General features: G+C 28.5%; 15 protein-coding genes. 8 read left to right on the plus strand and 7 right to left on the minus strand.

Going from position 1 to position 17,403, the window contains the following annotated elements; translation table 11 throughout:
• Positions 1-6: 6 nt before the first annotated feature.
• The 3 genes from sufC to BM335_RS05360 all read right to left on the minus strand — a co-directional run bounded on the left by sufC (position 7) and on the right by BM335_RS05360 (position 2,729).
• A complete protein-coding gene (sufC, locus tag BM335_RS05350) occupies positions 7-744 on the minus strand; it encodes a Fe-S cluster assembly ATPase SufC (protein ID WP_090223959.1) in 738 nt (245 codons plus the stop codon).
• Positions 745-816: 72 nt separating this feature from the next.
• Entirely contained in the window at positions 817-2,265 is a 1,449-nt protein-coding gene (gene sufB / locus BM335_RS05355; RefSeq protein ID WP_090223962.1) for a Fe-S cluster assembly protein SufB, read from the minus strand.
• 134 nt (positions 2,266-2,399) lie between these two features.
• A complete protein-coding gene (locus tag BM335_RS05360; RefSeq protein WP_090223964.1) occupies positions 2,400-2,729 on the minus strand; it encodes a HesB/IscA family protein in 330 nt (109 codons plus the stop codon).
• Between the two features lie 224 nt (positions 2,730-2,953).
• On the opposite strand from BM335_RS05360, the gene BM335_RS05365 reads away from it, so the two are divergent.
• The 3 genes from BM335_RS05365 (at position 2,954) to BM335_RS05375 (ending at position 6,520) form a co-directional block, all read left to right on the plus strand.
• Entirely contained in the window at positions 2,954-4,576 is a 1,623-nt protein-coding gene (locus BM335_RS05365; protein WP_090223967.1) for a M14 family metallopeptidase, read from the plus strand.
• A gap of 41 nt (positions 4,577-4,617) precedes the next feature.
• Positions 4,618-5,667, plus strand: coding sequence for a thiamine-phosphate kinase (thiL, locus tag BM335_RS05370; protein WP_090223969.1), 1,050 nt, complete (start codon positions 4,618-4,620; stop codon positions 5,665-5,667).
• 67 nt (positions 5,668-5,734) lie between these two features.
• Entirely contained in the window at positions 5,735-6,520 is a 786-nt protein-coding gene (locus tag BM335_RS05375; protein ID WP_090223971.1) for a hypothetical protein, read from the plus strand.
• Here the strand turns inward: BM335_RS05375 and BM335_RS05380 are convergent, their stop codons facing one another.
• Positions 6,521-7,300 carry an alpha/beta fold hydrolase gene (locus tag BM335_RS05380; RefSeq protein ID WP_090223974.1) on the minus strand — a complete coding sequence of 260 codons (780 nt, stop codon included), beginning with the start codon at positions 7,298-7,300 and terminating at the stop codon, positions 6,521-6,523. It lies immediately after the preceding gene.
• Positions 7,301-7,321: 21 nt separating this feature from the next.
• Entirely contained in the window at positions 7,322-7,978 is a 657-nt protein-coding gene (locus BM335_RS05385; protein ID WP_090223978.1) for a hypothetical protein, read from the minus strand.
• 104 nt (positions 7,979-8,082) lie between these two features.
• Between BM335_RS05385 and BM335_RS05390 the strand changes: the two genes are divergently transcribed.
• Positions 8,083-9,405 carry an aspartate kinase gene (locus tag BM335_RS05390; protein WP_090223980.1) on the plus strand — a complete coding sequence of 441 codons (1,323 nt, stop codon included), beginning with the start codon at positions 8,083-8,085 and terminating at the stop codon, positions 9,403-9,405.
• 65 nt (positions 9,406-9,470) lie between these two features.
• On the opposite strand, the gene BM335_RS05395 is transcribed toward BM335_RS05390, so the two are convergent.
• Both BM335_RS05395 and BM335_RS05405 read right to left on the minus strand, forming a co-directional pair.
• On the minus strand, positions 9,471-11,198 hold the full coding sequence (locus BM335_RS05395) for a helix-turn-helix domain-containing protein (RefSeq protein ID WP_090223982.1): 1,728 nt from the start codon (positions 11,196-11,198) through the stop codon (positions 9,471-9,473).
• 547 nt (positions 11,199-11,745) lie between these two features.
• Positions 11,746-13,035 carry an aminopeptidase P family protein gene (locus BM335_RS05405; RefSeq protein WP_090223987.1) on the minus strand — a complete coding sequence of 430 codons (1,290 nt, stop codon included), beginning with the start codon at positions 13,033-13,035 and terminating at the stop codon, positions 11,746-11,748.
• 140 nt (positions 13,036-13,175) lie between these two features.
• Here BM335_RS05405 and BM335_RS05410 point away from each other — a divergent pair, with 140 nt between their 5' ends.
• The 4 genes from BM335_RS05410 to BM335_RS05425 all read left to right on the plus strand — a co-directional run bounded on the left by BM335_RS05410 (position 13,176) and on the right by BM335_RS05425 (position 17,346).
• A complete protein-coding gene (locus BM335_RS05410) occupies positions 13,176-14,030 on the plus strand; it encodes a ChaN family lipoprotein (RefSeq protein ID WP_090223989.1) in 855 nt (284 codons plus the stop codon).
• A gap of 84 nt (positions 14,031-14,114) precedes the next feature.
• Positions 14,115-15,350 (plus strand): PAS domain-containing sensor histidine kinase, encoded by a 1,236-nt coding sequence (locus tag BM335_RS05415; protein WP_245780612.1) that lies wholly within the window; start codon positions 14,115-14,117, stop codon positions 15,348-15,350.
• Complete coding sequence (locus BM335_RS05420) at positions 15,347-16,402, plus strand: response regulator (protein ID WP_090223991.1); 1,056 nt, start codon at positions 15,347-15,349, stop codon at positions 16,400-16,402. Before BM335_RS05415 ends, BM335_RS05420 begins: the two co-directional genes overlap by 4 nt.
• Before the next feature lie 56 nt (positions 16,403-16,458).
• On the plus strand, positions 16,459-17,346 hold the full coding sequence (locus BM335_RS05425) for a universal stress protein (protein WP_090223993.1): 888 nt from the start codon (positions 16,459-16,461) through the stop codon (positions 17,344-17,346).
• Positions 17,347-17,403 lie beyond the last annotated feature (57 nt).

The following is a 17,403-nucleotide window of genomic DNA, read 5'->3' on the forward strand; positions in this document are numbered from 1 at the left end:
GTTTTATTATTTCAACCAGTCGTAACCTTTTTCTTCTAATTCTAAAGCTAATTCTTTACCACCAGATTTTACAATTTTTCCGTTATATAAAACATGTACAAAGTCTGGAACAATATAATCTAACAAACGTTGGTAATGCGTAATTACTAAAACTGCATTGTCACTGCTTTTTAATTTGTTTACACCATTAGCTACTACTTTTAAAGCATCAATATCTAAACCAGAATCGGTTTCATCTAAAATGGCTAATTTTGGTTCTAACATTGCCATTTGAAAAATTTCATTACGTTTTTTTTCACCTCCTGAAAAACCTTCATTTAATGATCGTGATAAAAATTTTCTGTCAATTTCTAATAAATCGGCTTTTTCTCTAATTAGCTTTAACATATCTTTTGCGGGCAATTCTTCTTGTCCTTTTGCTTTGCGAGTTTCGTTAATAGCTGTTTTAATAAAGTTGGTAACTGTTACGCCTGGGATTTCAACAGGATATTGAAATGATAAAAACACACCTTTGTGCGCTCTTTCTTCAGGAGCTAAATCTGCTAAATCTTCACCATTTAAAACTACAGATCCTGCGGTAACTTCATATTCTTCTTTTCCAGCAATTACTGCAGATAATGTACTTTTACCAGAACCATTTGGTCCCATAATAGCGTGCACTTCTCCAGCTTTTATTTCAAGATTTATTCCTTTTAAAATTTCTTTATCGTTGATACTTGCGTGTAAATTTTTTACTTGTAACATCTTTTAATTTTGATTAAAGGTTAAAGGCTTTAGATTTTATTTTTAAACTTTTAACTTCTTACTTTTTAATTTTTATCCTACTGATCCTTCTAAACTAATTTCCAATAATTTTTGAGCTTCCACTGCAAATTCCATTGGTAATTTATTTAATACTTCTTTACTAAAACCGTTTACAATTAAGGCAATGGCTTTTTCAGTATCTATACCACGTTGGTTACAATAGAACAATTGATCTTCACCAATTTTACTAGTGGTTGCTTCGTGTTCTATTTGTGCAGTTTTGTTTTTTGCTTCAATATATGGAAATGTATGTGCGCCACATTTATTACCCATTAATAAAGAATCACATTGTGAAAAATTACGAGCATTATTAGCGCGCGCTCCAACTTGAACTAATCCTCTGTATGAGTTTTGTGAATGACCAGCTGAAATTCCTTTTGAAATAATAGTACTTCTTGTATTATTTCCTAAGTGAATCATTTTTGTGCCAGTATCTGCTTGTTGATGATTGTTAGTAACTGCAATAGAATAAAACTCTCCAACTGAATTGTCACCTTTTAGCACACAACTAGGATATTTCCAGGTTACTGCACTACCAGTTTCTACTTGAGTCCACGAAATTTTTGCATTTTTTTCACACAAACCACGTTTGGTTACAAAATTATACACTCCACCTTTTCCTTCTTTATCGCCAGGAAACCAGTTTTGCACTGTTGAATATTTTATTTCAGCATCATCTAAAGCAATTAATTCTACAACTGCTGCGTGTAATTGATTTTCATCACGCGCTGGCGCAGTACAACCTTCTAAATAACTTACATAACTTCCTTCATCAGCAATTACTAAAGTACGTTCAAATTGCCCAGTTCCACCTTCGTTAATTCTAAAATAAGTAGATAACTCCATTGGGCAGGTTACACCTTTTGGGATGTAGCAAAATGATCCATCAGAAAATACTGCAGAATTTAAAGCGGCATAAAAATTATCGGTTTTAGGAACAATGGTTCCTAAATATTTTTTCACTAATTCTGGATGTTCTTGAATTGCTTCTGAAATTGGCATAAAAATAATGCCTTTTTCTTTTAATGTTTTTTTGAAAGATGTTGCTACAGAAACTGAATCAATAACAATATCAACAGCTACGTTTGATAAACGTTTTTGTTCATCAATTGAAATTCCCAATTTTGCAAAAGTTTTTAATAATTCTGGATCAACTTCATCCAAACTATCCAATTTTTTCTTTTGAACCGGTGCAGAATAGTAACTTATATCTTGAAAATTTGGTTTTTCATAGTTTACATTTGCCCAATCTGGTTCTTCCATTTCTTTCCAAATTTTGAAAGCTTCTAAACGCCATAAGGTCATCCATTCAGGTTCGTTTTTCTTTTTAGAAATGGCAATAACAACTTCTTCACTTAAACCAATTGGGAATTTATCGGCTTCTATATTTGTATAAAAACCATATTCATACTCTTTGGTTTCGAGTTCTTTTTTTAAATCGTCTTCAGTAAATTTGCTCATTATAATTAGTTGCTAATTCATTAAATCAGTTATTGAAATTATGAATTGTATTTTTTTTAATAGTTGATAAATTTAGAAAATTGTTAAGAGATATGTTTAATTTATAAATTAAACTTTTCAATTTTTTAATGCTTTTATAGGGAAAAACTTTCTCCACAACCGCACGTTCTTTGTGCGTTAGGGTTGTTAAAAACAAATCCTGTACCGTTTAAACCGCCCGAATATTCTAAAGTTGTACCTACTAAATACAAAAAGCTTTTTTTGTCTATAATAATTTTTACACCATTATCTTCAAATACTTTATCGCCTTCTTGGTTTTGTTTGTCGAATTTTAATTCATAAGAAAGTCCAGAGCAACCACCACTTTTAACCCCAACTCTAACAAAGTCAACTTCAGGATTAAAGCCGTCTTCTTGCATTAACTCTATAACTTTCTTTTTTGCTATTTCTGAAACTTTTATCATATTGCTTAAATAGATTAATTCTAAATAAGTGCAAATATAGGTACAAATATTGATTTATAATAGTATTTTAATATGAATAATATCAATAGTGTAATTAGAAATATCAATAGTTAGTATCTTATTATTGAAGTTTTTATTTAAAATTTAGTTCTTTTTTTAATTGAAATCATTTCAAAGTTAATTTTAGTTATTTTTATCAATTAAAAATTCAGCACAAATTTAAAATGAAGAAATTAATCTATCTCTCCCTATTTTTTATCAGTTTTCAAATAACTAGTCAACATGTAATTGATCATAATTTATTAACAATTCCTGAAAAAAGCAATTACGAAAAGACTTCAACCTATGCTGAAGTTATGAGTTTCATAAATGAAATTCAGAAAAAATCTGATTTCATTCATATTGAATTTATGGGAACAAGTAAAGAAGGAAAAGAGATTCCATTAGTTATATTGGCAAATCCAAAAATTTCCAATCCAGAAGAAGCAAAATTAAGTGGAAAACCGGTATTTTATGTTCAGGGCAATATTCACGCCGGTGAAGTCGAAGGCAAAGAAGTGTTACAACAATTAATACGCGATATTTTATTGGGAGACAAACAACATTTACTTCAAAATCAGATTTTGCTTTTTGCACCCATTTATAATACTGATTCTAATGATAAAATGGAAAAAGACAGAAGACCAAGTCAAGAAGATAGCCCAATTGAAGTTGGAATTCGGGAAAACAGCCAAGGATTAGATTTAAACAGAGACGGCATAAAAATGGAAGCGCTGGAAACCGAAAGTTTAATTACCAATGTGTTGGTAAAATGGAACCCAGAAATTTTGGTGGATTTGCACACCACCAACGGAACTTGGCACGGATACGGAATTACCTATGCGCCAAGTTATCATTCCGTAGGAGAAAGTGGCACTTACAATTATACTTGGAATACCATGTTGCCCGAAATTACCAAAGCTGTTGATGCTAATTACCATGTGAAAATGGGAAATTACGGTTATTATTATTTACAAGAAAGTTGGCCGCCAAAAGCAATTTACACGTACAATCATCATCCCAGATATATTGTAAATTTAATGGGTTTACGAAACAAAATAGGAATTTTAAGTGAAGCTTTTGCACACGATCGCTTTTATAAACGAATGAATGGAACCTATGGTTTTGTTGCAGAAATTTTAGAGTTTACCAATAAAAATGCCCAAAAAATTGTTGAAATTAATGCGGAAGCTGAAAAAAATGCCATTGAAAATGTAAAAAACAATGCAGGGAAAATAACCAAAGGTGTTCGGTTTAAAATGATTGCTTTAGATGAAAATATTGAAAACTACAGAACATATAATTATATTCCATTTATTGATGAAGATGGAAAACAGCAATATGCACGCGGAACTCATATAATAGAAGTCCCGAATGTTACAAATTATGCTAAGTTTGAAGCAACAGTTGAAAGTAAATTGCCAAGTGGTTATTATTTGCCAAAATCTATGGAGTTTGTTGTAAATCATTTAAAAAAGCATGGCGTAAAAGTGGAAGAACTTCAAAAAAATAAAACTGTAAAAGGCGAAGTATTTTTAATTGATTCGTTTAAAAAATCTGATCGTGAGTTTGAAGGTCATTTTATGGCAACTGCTGAAGGAAACTATGTTTCAAAAACAACAACATTTAAAAAAGGAGATTTTTATATTGATATGGCACAACCTTTAACAAACCTTATCTTTTATATGTTAGAACCTCAATCTGATGATGGATTGTTCACTTGGAATTTTTTCGATAATTATTTAGCATCTAAAAAGGTAAATTCCAAAAAAGTGGAGTTTCCGGTGTTTAAATATTTCAAAAAGTAATTGTATTCGTTTCATTTTAAGAATTGCTATATCTTTGCAAAATGATAGAAGATAAAAACCAATCGCGCACCAAATTATCTGAATTAGGAGAATTCGGATTGATAAACCATTTAACTCAAAATTTTAAAATTAAAAATTCAACAACAATAAAAGGTGTTGGAGATGATGCTGCAGTTATTGAAAATAAAGAAAATCAAATTTTAGTAACTACCGATTTGTTAATTGAAGGCGTACACTTTGATTTAAGTTATATGCCGTTAAAGCATTTAGGTTACAAAGCGGTGGTTGTAAATTTATCGGATGTGTACGCAATGAATGGTAACGCAACCCAAATTACTGTTTCTATTGCAGTTTCTAACCGTTTTCCGTTAGAAGCTTTGGAAGAATTGTATGATGGAATTTACACAGCTTGTAAAACCTATAATATTGATTTGGTTGGTGGCGATACATCAACTTCAACAAAGGGAATGCTAATTAGTATTACTGCCATAGGTGAAGTGAAGAAGGAAGATGTTGTATACAGAAATACTGCAAAACCAAATGATTTATTAGTGATTACTGGTGATATTGGTGCTGCATATTTAGGATTACAAGTATTGGAAAGAGAAAAAAGAGTGTTTGAAGTAAATCCAAATTCGCAGCCAGATTTAACCAATTATTCATATTTAGTTGAACGCCAACTAAAACCTGAAGCAAGAAAAGATATTGTGAAATTATTGAGTGATTTAGGAGTAAAACCAACAGCTATGATTGATATTTCTGATGGACTTTCTTCTGAAATTTTACATATTTGTACCCAATCTAAAGTTGGATGTAATGTGTATGAAGAAAAAATACCGTTAGATCAGCAGGTAATTTCAACGTGTGAAGAATTCGATTTAAATAGTACAACTATTGCATTAAGTGGCGGTGAAGATTACGAGTTGTTGTTTACAATTGCTCAAGAAGATTTTCCAAAAATTAAAGGGAATCCACATTTAACCGTTATTGGTCATATGACCGATGAAAGTATTGGCGCAAATTTAGTTACCAGAGCTGGTCAACAAATAAAATTAACTGCCCAAGGTTGGAATGCGTTAAGTAAAGATTAAACGCATTTCTGTTTTTAAAATATGCTTAGGCATTATAATTGATGCTAATTTTTAAAATATAAAGTATATGAAAAACTTTCTTTTTATTGCGTTATTTTTATCTTCTTTTATAATGTTTTCGCAAGGCAGACTTGAAAAAGCAAAGGAAAGTTTATCAAATGATACAGAAGAATCAGAAACAAAATCTACCTCCAGAAAAATTAGTAGAAATAATGAAGGTAATGGGTTTTTTGTTGATGTTTTTGCTGAATTAGGCTATTATGCATTTTATGGAATTGTTGTCGGAAGATCGGAATATAGAAATATAACACCTTATCCTTATTACAAAAATTTAAGAGGAGAATATTTAAAAACGGATTTTGAACAAACCAAAAATAGTTTGTTTAAAATCAGTGCCTATCAGCTTTTTAATAGAGGTGTTAATGCATTAGAGTTAAATGCTAATTATAGAGTTATTCCTATTTTAGGTGTTGAAGTTTCGCATTTAAATTTTTCAGAAAATTCTATTCAAGGAAAGCAATATTTAGATGTTTCTTCATTTTTACTGAAGTATTACAGAGTTAGAGAACAGAATATTTCAGTTTGGTGGGGAGCAGGAGCCTCTTATGTTGCAAACGGAGTTGATACTTGGGGTTTAGCATACACCATTGGAACAGAAATATTTCCAGCAAAGCCTATAAGCATCCATTTAAGTTACAAACAAAGTTTTATAAATTTTAGTAATGTTAATGAATTTAAGGTTCAATTAAAATATCATATTAAAAAAACAGCACTTGTTATAGGTTACCATGCAAATGCTATAGGCAGCGAAAATGTAAACGGAATAGTATTTGGAGCAGAATATACGTTTTGATTATGCTTTTTTAATGAATTGAGATAACGTTTCAATGAGTTCATCTTTATTTTCAATATGACTCATATGTCCATCAGGAAATTCAACAACATTTACACTTGTATTTTTAGTTTGTTGAATGAGTGAATTGTAATCTAAAGCTGGATCTTCTTTTCCAATAATCATCATCATTGGAAATTCCGCTTTTTTATAGATTTGAGTATTGTTTTTTCTGACTTTCATTCCTTCCAAAGCAGCAATAATTCCTTGAGCAGATAATTTTAAAGCTTCATTAGTAACAGAAGTAATTTCAGAAGTAAAAATAGCTCTGTTTTTTTCTGAAAAAAGCATTGGTATTGCTATTCTAACAAAAGTTTTATGATTTTGTTTTACGGCTGCAATTCCTCTATCTCGATTTATTTTTTTCTCTTCAGTGTCTGGTAGCGCTGTTGAATTCATTAAACATAAACCTTTTATGTTTTTGGCATATAATTTGGCAAAAGCTAATGCAATATAACCGCCCATACTGTGGCCAACTAAAATATATTTTTTCAATTTTAAAAAGGCTAAAACAGTTTTTACCATTTCAGCTTGTTCTTCCATAGTATGAATATAACCGTGACTTTCCGATTTTCCATGCCCTAATAAATCAATACAAATAACTCGATTTTTTTTAGAAATTTCAGGAACAATTTCATTCCACATACTGCTGTTTTCTAAAAAACCGTGCAATAACACAACGGCAGTTCCTTTACCGGTTGATGTAAAATTAATAGTTGTATTTTTGTAAAGAATTGTCATTTTAAAAGAGTTAAAACTAACTTAATTTTTTAAACTTTTTACAGCTGAAAAAGCTGTATCAACAACTTCATCTTCAACCAAAATGGTAAACTCGTTGGTGGTTGAAACTACTTCGTATAAAGAAATTCCTTCCCAAGCCAATCGTTTAAAAAACTGATAATATAAACCTGCAATTTTTGTATTTTCTTTAGGCAATCCAATGGTAATGGCGGACAAATGATCTTGCATGGTTGTACAAACTTCATCTTTGTAGCTATCTTCCATGTGTTTTTTTAACGTATTGGTAATTAATACATTGCTTTCGTGTACGCCCCGTGTAAATGTGTAAAAAATATGAGGATCTTCTTTAATTACTTCCAGCATTTTTAAATGACTGTGAATTAAACTTGGAGAATTTTTAAATGTGTAATCGGAAATATCTGACCGAACAGTTATATCACCTAAATTTTGCAATACTTTATTCAGTTTCACTTTGTTAGCCATTTCTTTTGGCGGACTATAGCGCCTTAAAGCCATCATAATTGCGCCAGCTTTTACCGGTTTTCGTAACATTTTAGAAATAGGCTCTCTTAACTCTTCTGATAAAGCACTGAAGTTTAAAATATTTCGTGTTAAGGCATCTTCTAAAAAAGGTTGTGAAACTAAAATTTCTTCTACACAAGTGGCTATTGTTTTCATTTTGTTAAATAGTTAACAGTTTGTGCAAAATTAGTTTATAATTTTTAAATAAACACATTTAAATAGAAAACAATTTACATTTGCGGACTAAATAATAAGAAAAAATGAAAGTTTTAAAGTTTGGAGGAACTTCTGTAGGTTCAATAGGTAACATGATGCGTGTTAAAGAATTAATTACAGATAATGATAAAAAAATTGTTGTTTTGTCTGCAATGTCAGGAACAACAAATGCGTTAGTAGAGATTTCTGACCTTATAAAAAAAGGGGCTGTTGCACAAGCTTTAGAGAATATTGAAGCATTATATAATAAGTATAATATTGTTATTGATGAATTATTAGAATCACCATCAATAAAACAAGAAGCGGCAAATTATATTGATAAAATATTTGACTTTTTAAGAAATATAACTGCAGAAAAACACTCCATATTAGTTTACAATAAAATTGTTGCGCAAGGTGAATTACTTTCTACATTTATATTTACAAAGTACTTAATTCAAGAAGGTGTAAATGCACGTTTGTTACCAGCTTTAGAATTTATGAGAATTGACAAAGCAAATGAACCTGATGATTTTTATATCAGACAAAATATACAACGTATTATAAATGATGCATTACCTGCAGATATTTATATTACCCAAGGTTTTATTTGTTTAGATGCCTATGGAAATGTTGCAAATTTACAACGTGGAGGTAGTGATTACACAGCTACAATTATTGGAGCTGTTATAGAAGCAGATGAGGTTCAAATTTGGACTGATATTGACGGAATGCATAATAACGATCCAAGGTTTGTAGAAAATACACACGCAATTTCTAATTTATCTTTTGATGAAGCTGCTGAGTTAGCTTATTTTGGAGCAAAAATTTTACATCCGCAAACGGTAATGCCTGCGCGTGAAGCAAATATTCCAGTGCGTTTAAAAAACACAATGGATCCAGAATGTTATGGAACACTAATTACAAGCGATTATGTTGGTGAAGGTATAAAAGCAATTGCTGCAAAAGATAATATTACTGCCATTAAAATTAAATCAGCAAGAATGTTATTGGCTCACGGATTTTTGAAAAAAGTATTTGAAATTTTTGAAAAATACGAAACATCAATTGATATGATTACAACTTCTGAAATTGCAGTTTCATTAACTATTGATAATGATAGAAATCTAGCAGACATAAAAGAAGAATTAGAAAAATTTTCAACAGTTGAAATTGATCATCAGCAAACTATTATTTGTTTGGTGGGGCATTCAGTTGTTAAACATCAAGAAACACATAGATTATTTCAAGTATTGCAAGACATTTCTGTAAGAATGATTTCTTATGGAGGAAGTAATAATAATATTTCACTTTTAGTAAATACAAACGATAAAATTACGGCACTTAAACGTTTAAATAATTACGTTTTTGATTTTGCAACCTCATAAATTACTATGATAAATTTATTGGTTAAAGAAAAAACTCGAAATTTTAATTTCGAGTTTTTTTATGGTTATTTTTCAATTTCTTTAATAAAATAAGAAGGGTAAATACCCGTTTTTTTATAAAATGCTTTTGAAAACGTTTCGGCATTATTAAAGCCAATTTCTGAAGAAATTGCTTTAACACTATATTTTCTAAATGTAATATCTTCTTTCAATTTTTTTATACAATATTCAATTCTTAAATCTGCAATATAGGTACTAAAGTTTTTTTGTTTATTTACATTAATTATTTTTGATAAATAGCGGGAATTTGTATTAAAATCCGTAGCTAAATTAGCAAGGGTAATTTGGTTATTTATAAAACCATTATTTTTTTCAAATTTTTTTAAATTAAAAAGAATTGCATCAACTATATCTTTTGAAATTTCATGTAATTCATTTGAGTTAGTCTTGTTTTCAATATTATTTTCAATTTCTTTTTTTTGTTCAAATAATAATTTTTTAAATCGCTTTTTATAAGTGCGCTGGTTTTTGAAAAATCGAAAACTAAAAAAAAATATAATTAACAAAATGCCAACTAAGCCATAAATTATAAAAGATGTTTTTTTCTCTTTTTCTTTTAAATGCGTAATTAATTCTTGTTTTTCAGCAAGAAGCAAAGGTGTGTCATACTTTTTAAAAATGGTTTCATTTAAATTTAAATGGTTGTTATGTATAATACTGTCAAGGTGTAAAAGTCTATTTATATATTTTAATTGATTTTTAATATCACCTTTTAATTTATAATAATTGATGAAATATTCTTGAATTTCTCTTACTTCTGGAACAACATCCATTGTTAAATTATAAATGGAATCTGCTTTTGAAAAATGGTAATATGCACTAACTTCATTATGTTGTTTTTTAAAAATGTTACCTAAAATAAAATGATTGTTGAATTGAGCATTGTACGATGTTTCAAATGGAAAAGCCTTTATAATACTGTCATAGGCTTTTTTTAATTCGTTTTTGTAATAGAAAATCTCACCTGTTTGTGAGAGAAACCTATTATATTGAAACAAATCATTATTTTCAAATCCTTTATTAAGCCCTTTTGTTGAAAAGAATAATGCAGAATCAAGCTTTTCATTTAAAATATAAGCATTAGATAAATTAAATAGTGTTTTATAATAGGCTGCGTTTTTATCTTTAAATTTTTCTTTATTATTTGTAAATAAATATAATTGAGATTTAAAAATATTCAAAGCCTCATTTGAATCTCCCCAAAATAATTTAAGTTGCCCAATTTGATTTTTAATATAAAAAGTTTGCTCATAGTTTTTGTTTTTTACAGCTAATTTATTTGCGGTTATATAGTAATCTAGTGCATCATAATAATTTCCAAGCTGCTCATTTAACATTCCTTTTTGTATATAGCCTAGAGTTGGGTATATTTTATTGTTTTTGATATTTTTTGTGAGGTTAATAATGCTATCACTATATTTAATCGCAAATTTTGGTTTAGAGCAAAGAGTTGCTAATAAAGAATATGCATTTGCCGTTCTAATTATATCTTTTTCTTTTTTAGCTTTTGTTAAATATAAATTAGCATATTTATAAGCTGTAATTGAATCATTTTGGTTTTTATAAAAGAGTGATGCATATTCTTCATAACTTTTATTTTTTAAAGAATCAGATGTTTTTAAGTTATTATTTTGTGCAGAGGTTGTTTGTGAAATTATTAAATAAAACAACAAGTTAAATGTAATTATTGTATTATTTAAAATTCGAGGTTTTAAATTTGTACTTAGGGTCATCTTTTTTCATTTCTTTTTTAGCGGTTCAAAAATACAAAATTGATACTACAAAAATAACTCTAAATTTATGAATATAGACATGTAAAGTTTTTTAGGTTGTTGAAGTATAACTACTTTTACTTAATTCTTCAAATCTTTTTTATGAAGATTTGTGAAATTGTTTTGAAACCTCAAATATGAATGTTTTAAGGAAATTGCTAAGGAAAACTCGAATTTTTTCGAGTTTTTTTAATTGTTGAATGTAAATATATTGAAAATGCAATTATTGGAATTTATAAAAAAAGAACCCATCTATTTTAAATTTTTATATGCTTTAGGGTGTTTGTTTTTTATGTATCATTTAAATGAAATGACAAATGAAAATAGTGAAGTTAATTGTATTTATCCAATATTTTCAATTATTATTTTAGTAACGTATTTTATAAGAGTGTTGTATTATTATAAAAAAAATAATCTTTTTTAAAGGAGTTACTTCTTGAAAAAATAAAAATCTTAATCCCAAATTAATTTGGGATTAAGATTTTTATTTTTTTGAAAACTTTTTTAGTTAATTCATTAAATCTTCAATTTCTTCAACTTCAATAGGTATGTTTCTCATTAAATTAAAAGGAGCTCCAGTTTTTTGTACAACAACATCATCTTCAATTCTAATTCCCATATTTTCTTCAGGAATATAAATTCCTGGTTCCACAGTAAATACCATTCCAGCTTGCATCGGTTTTTTTAATTGACCATAATCGTGAGTGTCTAATCCCATATGGTGCGAAGTTCCGTGCATAAAATATTTTTTATATGCTGGCCAATTTGGATCTTCATTTTGAATATCAGCTTTAGATAATAATCCTAAACCTAATAATTCAGAAGTCATTATTTTTCCCACTTCTTTTTGATACTCTGCCCAAAAAGTTCCAGGAACTAACATTTTTGTTGCTTCATTTTTAACTCTTAAAACTGCGTTGTAAATAGCTTTTTGTCTATCGCTAAATTTACCGTTTACAGGAATGGTTCTGGTCATATCACTCGAGTAATTTGCATACTCTGCACCAACATCTAATAGCAACATGTCGCCATCTTTACATTCTTTGTTATTTTCTATATAATGTAAAACACAAGCGCTGTAACCCGATGCAATAATTGGTGTGTAAGCAAATCCTCTTGAACGGTTTCTTAAAAACTCATGCATAAACTCGGCTTCAATTTCATATTCCATAATTCCTGGTTTTACAAAAGGTAAGATTCTTCTAAAACCTTTATTTGTAATTTCACAGGCTGTTTGCATAATGTCAATTTCTTCAGGTTCTTTAACCCCTCTAATAGCTTGTAAGATTTGATTACTTTTTTCCCACTTATGTGCTGGAAAATCGTTTTTGCATTGTTTTATAAATCTATCTTCACGTGTTTCTATTTCTACAGATTGTCTGTAATGTTCATTTGTATTAAAGTAGATAGTTTCAGCTTCAGTCATTAATTCAAAAAATATTTTTTTAAATTCAGATAGCCAATAAATCGTTTTTATTCCAGAAACTTCAGTTGCTTCTTTTTTAGAATATTTTGCACCATACCAAATTTCAATATGCTTATTGGTTTCGGTTAAAAATAAAATTTCACGGTGTTTTTCTTCAATAGCATCTGGAAAAAGCAACAAGATACTTTCTTCTTGATCTGCACCACTTAAATAAAACAAATCGCTACTTTGCTCAAACGGTAATGTGCTATCTGCACCCGTTGTAAAAAGATCATTTGAGTTAAAAACTGCAATAGATTTTGGTTTCATTTGAGCAGTAAATTTTGCTCTATTTTTAATAAATAGCTGATTGTTTATTGGAAGATATTTCATGTTGAAGTATTTATATTTTTAATCTCTTAATTAATTAAAAAGGCAACTTGCTTTTTTAATACTAAGATTTTATTTGGATTATTTAATAACAAAGTTATAAATTTGTTGAAAACCAACCTTCATTAAATCAAATTTTATTTATGCAAAAACTAATACTATCTATTGCAATTGTATTATTTTCAACAATACTTTTTTCTCAAAATAAACCTGCATATAAATTATACAATGCAAAAGGAAATAAGGTTTCGTATAAAAAAATGATTAAAACTATGTCAAAATCAGATGTTGTTTTATTTGGCGAACACCACAACAATCCTATTGTGCACTGGTTACAATTGGAAACTACACAAGATTTATTTAAGTTAAGAAAATTAACTTTAGGAGCCGAAATGTTTGAGGCGGATAACCAACAACAATTAAATAATTACTTATCTGGAGAAATAGATGAAAAAGGACTAGATACTTTAGTAAGATTGTGGAATAATTATAAAACAGATTACAAACCTTTGGTAGATTTTGCTAAAACAAACAATCTTAAATTTATTGCAACCAATATTCCTAGATCTTACGCAAGTTTGGTTTATAAAGGAGGTTTTGAAGCACTAGATTCACTTGCTGTAGAAGAAAAATCTTGGATTGCTACGTTGCCAATTAAATATGATGCTACGTTGCCAGGATATGTAAAAATGAAAGCGATGATGGGCGGTCACGGAGGTGATAATTTACCAAAAGCACAAGCAATAAAAGATGCTACAATGGCATATTTTATTTTAAAAAACAACGAAAAAAACAAGTTGTTTTTACATTACAACGGTTCATATCATTCTGATGATTATGAAGGAATTAATTGGTATTTAAAACAAAATGCAAATTCTTTAAAAGTAGTAACAGTTAGTGTGGTGGAGCAACAGAATTTGAATAAATTTAACCAAGAAAATAAATTAAAAGCCGATTTTATTATTGTAGTTCCTGAAACTATGACGAAAACATATTAGTTAATAAAAAATTAAACACTATATATTTAGAGCTCCCATTTTTTTTGTAAATTCGAATTTACTAATAACTAAAAAAATATTCTATTGCCAAGTTTGTTTCAAGAAGACGATTTCGTGTTTAATATTCTATTTGAAGCAGTTTCTGAAGGTGTAGTGGTAGTCGATGAAAATCAGACTATTGTTGCAACAAATTCAGCAGCTGAAGAAATGTTTGGGTATTTAAAAAATGAGATTATAAACCAACATTTAAATATTTTAATTCCCTCAAAACATCATCATGTGCATGGTGATTATTTTAATTCTTTTTTTGATAGCAAAGCTTCAAAAAGACAAATGGGGAAAAATAGATTGCTATTTGGAGTTAAAAAAAATGGTGATAATTTTCCTGTCGAGGTAGGTTTAAATCCTTTTAAAGTTCAAGAAAAAACATATATAATGTCAATAATTATTGATATTACAGAACGTAAAAAAGCCGAAGATAAAATTATTGAATTAAATACGCAATTAGAAAACAAAGTTTCAACTAGAACAAACGAACTTCATAAAACCGTTGCAAATTTAAAAAGTGAAATTGATAAAAGAGTAAAAGCTGAACTTGAATTAAGAAATGCCCTTAAAAAAGAAAAAGAATTAAACGAGTTAAAAACTAAATTTTTATCATTAGTTTCTCATGAATTTAAAACACCTTTAAGTGGAATTTTAAATTCAGCAGTTTTAATTGGCCGATATACAAATACAGAAACCCAAGATAAAAGAGAAAAACATTTGCAAACCATTAAAAATAAAGTGCAATATTTAGATGGCATTTTAAACGACTTTTTATCTGTTGAAAGACTAGATTCAGGAAAAGTAAAATACAAATTTTCTAACTTTAAACTAAGCAAAGTAGTAAATGAAGTAGTTTACAATGCTAATATGATGTTAAAAATGGGGCAACATATAAATTACCCAAAAAACATTGATGATATAAGTATTTATAACGATGAAAAAATATTAGATTTAGTTTTAGGAAATTTGCTAAACAACGCCATAAAATACTCACCAGAAAATACTGTTATAGATTTTAATATTACAGCAAACAGTGATGGTTTTATTTTTGAAATAAAAGATAGCGGTATTGGAATTCCTTCTAAAGACCAAAAGCATATTTTTGAGCGATATTTTAGAGCAGAAAATGCATTAACAAACCAAGGAACAGGTATTGGTTTAAATATTATAAAAGGACATTTAGAAAGTTTAAATGGTTCAATATCATTTCATAGTGTTGAAAATGAAGGAACAACATTTATTGTAAAACTACCAATTATTACAGAAGAATGAAAACAATATTAATTATTGAAGACGACACAGTTTTAAGAGAAACAACGGCAGAAATTTTAGAACTAGAAAACTATAAAGTGGTAACAGCAGCCAACGGAAAACGTGGCGCTGAATTAGCAAAAATATTAATGCCAGATTTAGTAGTGTGTGATATTATGATGCCAGAACTGGATGGATACGATGTGCTTAAGATTCTTTCTGAGGATGAAAAAACCAAACGAATTCCATTTATTTTTATGTCGGCAAAAACCGAAATAAAAGATGTTAGAAAAGGAATGGATTTAGGTGCGGATGATTACTTAACAAAACCAGTAAATGACGAGTTGTTAATTAGCGCAATAGAAAGTAGGTTGGCAAAATCAGCTTTATTGCAAGAAGAAGAAACAAATATTGAAACCTCCAACGAAGCTTCTGAATTTAAAAACATAGAAAACATTGATGATCTGAAAAATTATTTTTGCGATTTTGGTATTTCAAAAGTGCTAAAAAAAGGTGAGGTAGTATACAGAGAAGGAGAATTCTGTAACAACGTATTTTTGGTATATAAAGGTTCTGTAAAAAGTTCAAAAATTGATGAATTTGGAAAAGAACTTATTATTAATGTTTATAAAGATGACGATCTTTTTGGTTTTTCTTCAATTATAGAAAATGCACATTATTTTGAAACAACAACAGCAATGGAAAAGGCTGAATTAATGTATGTTACAAAAAATACAATGCAAAAAATTATTGAAAACAACTATAAATTATCCTTAGAAATATTTCAATTAATTAATGATAATTTAATTGAAGTTAAAGAACAATTGTTGCAAATGGCATACGGTTCAATGCGAAGAAAAACAGCCAGTACAATTTTAAAATTTGCACAAAAAATGACCAGAAAACCTTCCGATAACATAAATATTTCGCGACGAGATTTAGCCGGAGTTGCCGGAATTGCAACAGAAAGTTTAATTAGAACGTTAACCGATTTAAAAAAAGAAGGAATTATAGAAATAGAAGGAAGAAATATCAGAATTGTTGACTTGAATGCTTTAGAGTCAATTAATTAACTTTTCAATAAGTTTTTTTATGTAACATAGTTAATGTTACAAAAAATCACTGATTTATGTCATTTATTATTAATACACCTTTATTTAGTTTTGTTGTATTAATAAAAGCAATGAGAAATATTTTAATCTTAACCGATTTTTCTTCAAATTCATGGAATTCTATTGAGTATTCTTTAGCACTTTTTCAAGATAAAATATACAATTTTTACTTGTTAAATGCCTCTGATATTCAAGAAGATGAATTTGAACATGTGGCTATAGATAATGGAGGTTTGGCTACTGTTAAAAAAGCTAAAAATTCAAAAAAAGAATTCAATACATTATTAAATAAAATAAACCAATCTCCCTTAAAAGGGAAACATACATTTTCTCCAATTGCTGTTGAATCTAATTTGCTTAGTGCGGTAAAAAACCAAATTAAATTACATAAAATAGATTTAATTATCTTGGGAACCAATGGGCTTTCTTCAAAAGGGAAAATGAATATTGGTTCAATTTCTGAAGATATTATTACAAAAGTAAAATGCTCAACTTTAGTTGTACCAAAAGATGCACGATATAAAGGTTTAAAAGAAATAGCTTTTCCAACAGATTACACCTATTTTTACGAAGCCAAATTGCTTCAAAACATCAATCATTTATTAGAATACAAAAAATCTACATTTAGGTTTGTGTATGTTGCTAAAAAAAGTGCAGTGCTTGATAAAGAGCAGCTTTGGAATAAAGAAACACTGCATGATTATTTTATTAATTGCTCGCATACATTCCATTCCGAGCTAAATAAAAACTTAGAACTTTCTATTCAAAAAATTATTGATGAGTATAATACTGACATTGTAATAATGGCAGCTAAAAATTTAAATTTATTTGAACAAATTTTGTTTAGACCAAAAATGAATTCAATAAAATACTACACTAAAACACCATTTTTAATTTTGCACTAAAATAAAAGCTAGTAGTAATAGTTTTTAAATAATTGTATCTTTATAAAAGTTAAATTT

It is taken from the genome of Lutibacter maritimus, assembly GCF_900116115.1.
Taxonomy (GTDB): domain Bacteria; phylum Bacteroidota; class Bacteroidia; order Flavobacteriales; family Flavobacteriaceae; genus Lutibacter; species Lutibacter maritimus.

Excerpts from the sequence above, each read along its gene's own strand:
- BM335_RS05405 (WP_090223987.1), bottom strand. The coding sequence starts at position 13,035 with ATGAAATATCTTCCAATAAACAATCAGCTATTTATTAAAAATAGAGCA.
- BM335_RS05420 (WP_090223991.1), top strand. The coding sequence starts at position 15,347 with ATGAAAACAATATTAATTATTGAAGACGACACAGTTTTAAGAGAAACA.
- BM335_RS05375 (WP_090223971.1), top strand. The coding sequence starts at position 5,735 with ATGAAAAACTTTCTTTTTATTGCGTTATTTTTATCTTCTTTTATAATG.
- BM335_RS05390 (WP_090223980.1), top strand. The coding sequence starts at position 8,083 with ATGAAAGTTTTAAAGTTTGGAGGAACTTCTGTAGGTTCAATAGGTAAC.
- sufB (WP_090223962.1), bottom strand. The coding sequence starts at position 2,265 with ATGAGCAAATTTACTGAAGACGATTTAAAAAAAGAACTCGAAACCAAA.
- sufC (WP_090223959.1), bottom strand. The coding sequence starts at position 744 with ATGTTACAAGTAAAAAATTTACACGCAAGTATCAACGATAAAGAAATT.
- BM335_RS05425 (WP_090223993.1), top strand. The coding sequence starts at position 16,459 with ATGTCATTTATTATTAATACACCTTTATTTAGTTTTGTTGTATTAATA.
- thiL (WP_090223969.1), top strand. The coding sequence starts at position 4,618 with ATGATAGAAGATAAAAACCAATCGCGCACCAAATTATCTGAATTAGGA.
- BM335_RS05385 (WP_090223978.1), bottom strand. The coding sequence starts at position 7,978 with ATGAAAACAATAGCCACTTGTGTAGAAGAAATTTTAGTTTCACAACCT.
- BM335_RS05380 (WP_090223974.1), bottom strand. The coding sequence starts at position 7,300 with ATGACAATTCTTTACAAAAATACAACTATTAATTTTACATCAACCGGT.
- BM335_RS05410 (WP_090223989.1), top strand. The coding sequence starts at position 13,176 with ATGCAAAAACTAATACTATCTATTGCAATTGTATTATTTTCAACAATA.
- BM335_RS05360 (WP_090223964.1), bottom strand. The coding sequence starts at position 2,729 with ATGATAAAAGTTTCAGAAATAGCAAAAAAGAAAGTTATAGAGTTAATG.
- BM335_RS05365 (WP_090223967.1), top strand. The coding sequence starts at position 2,954 with ATGAAGAAATTAATCTATCTCTCCCTATTTTTTATCAGTTTTCAAATA.
- BM335_RS05395 (WP_090223982.1), bottom strand. The coding sequence starts at position 11,198 with ATGACCCTAAGTACAAATTTAAAACCTCGAATTTTAAATAATACAATA.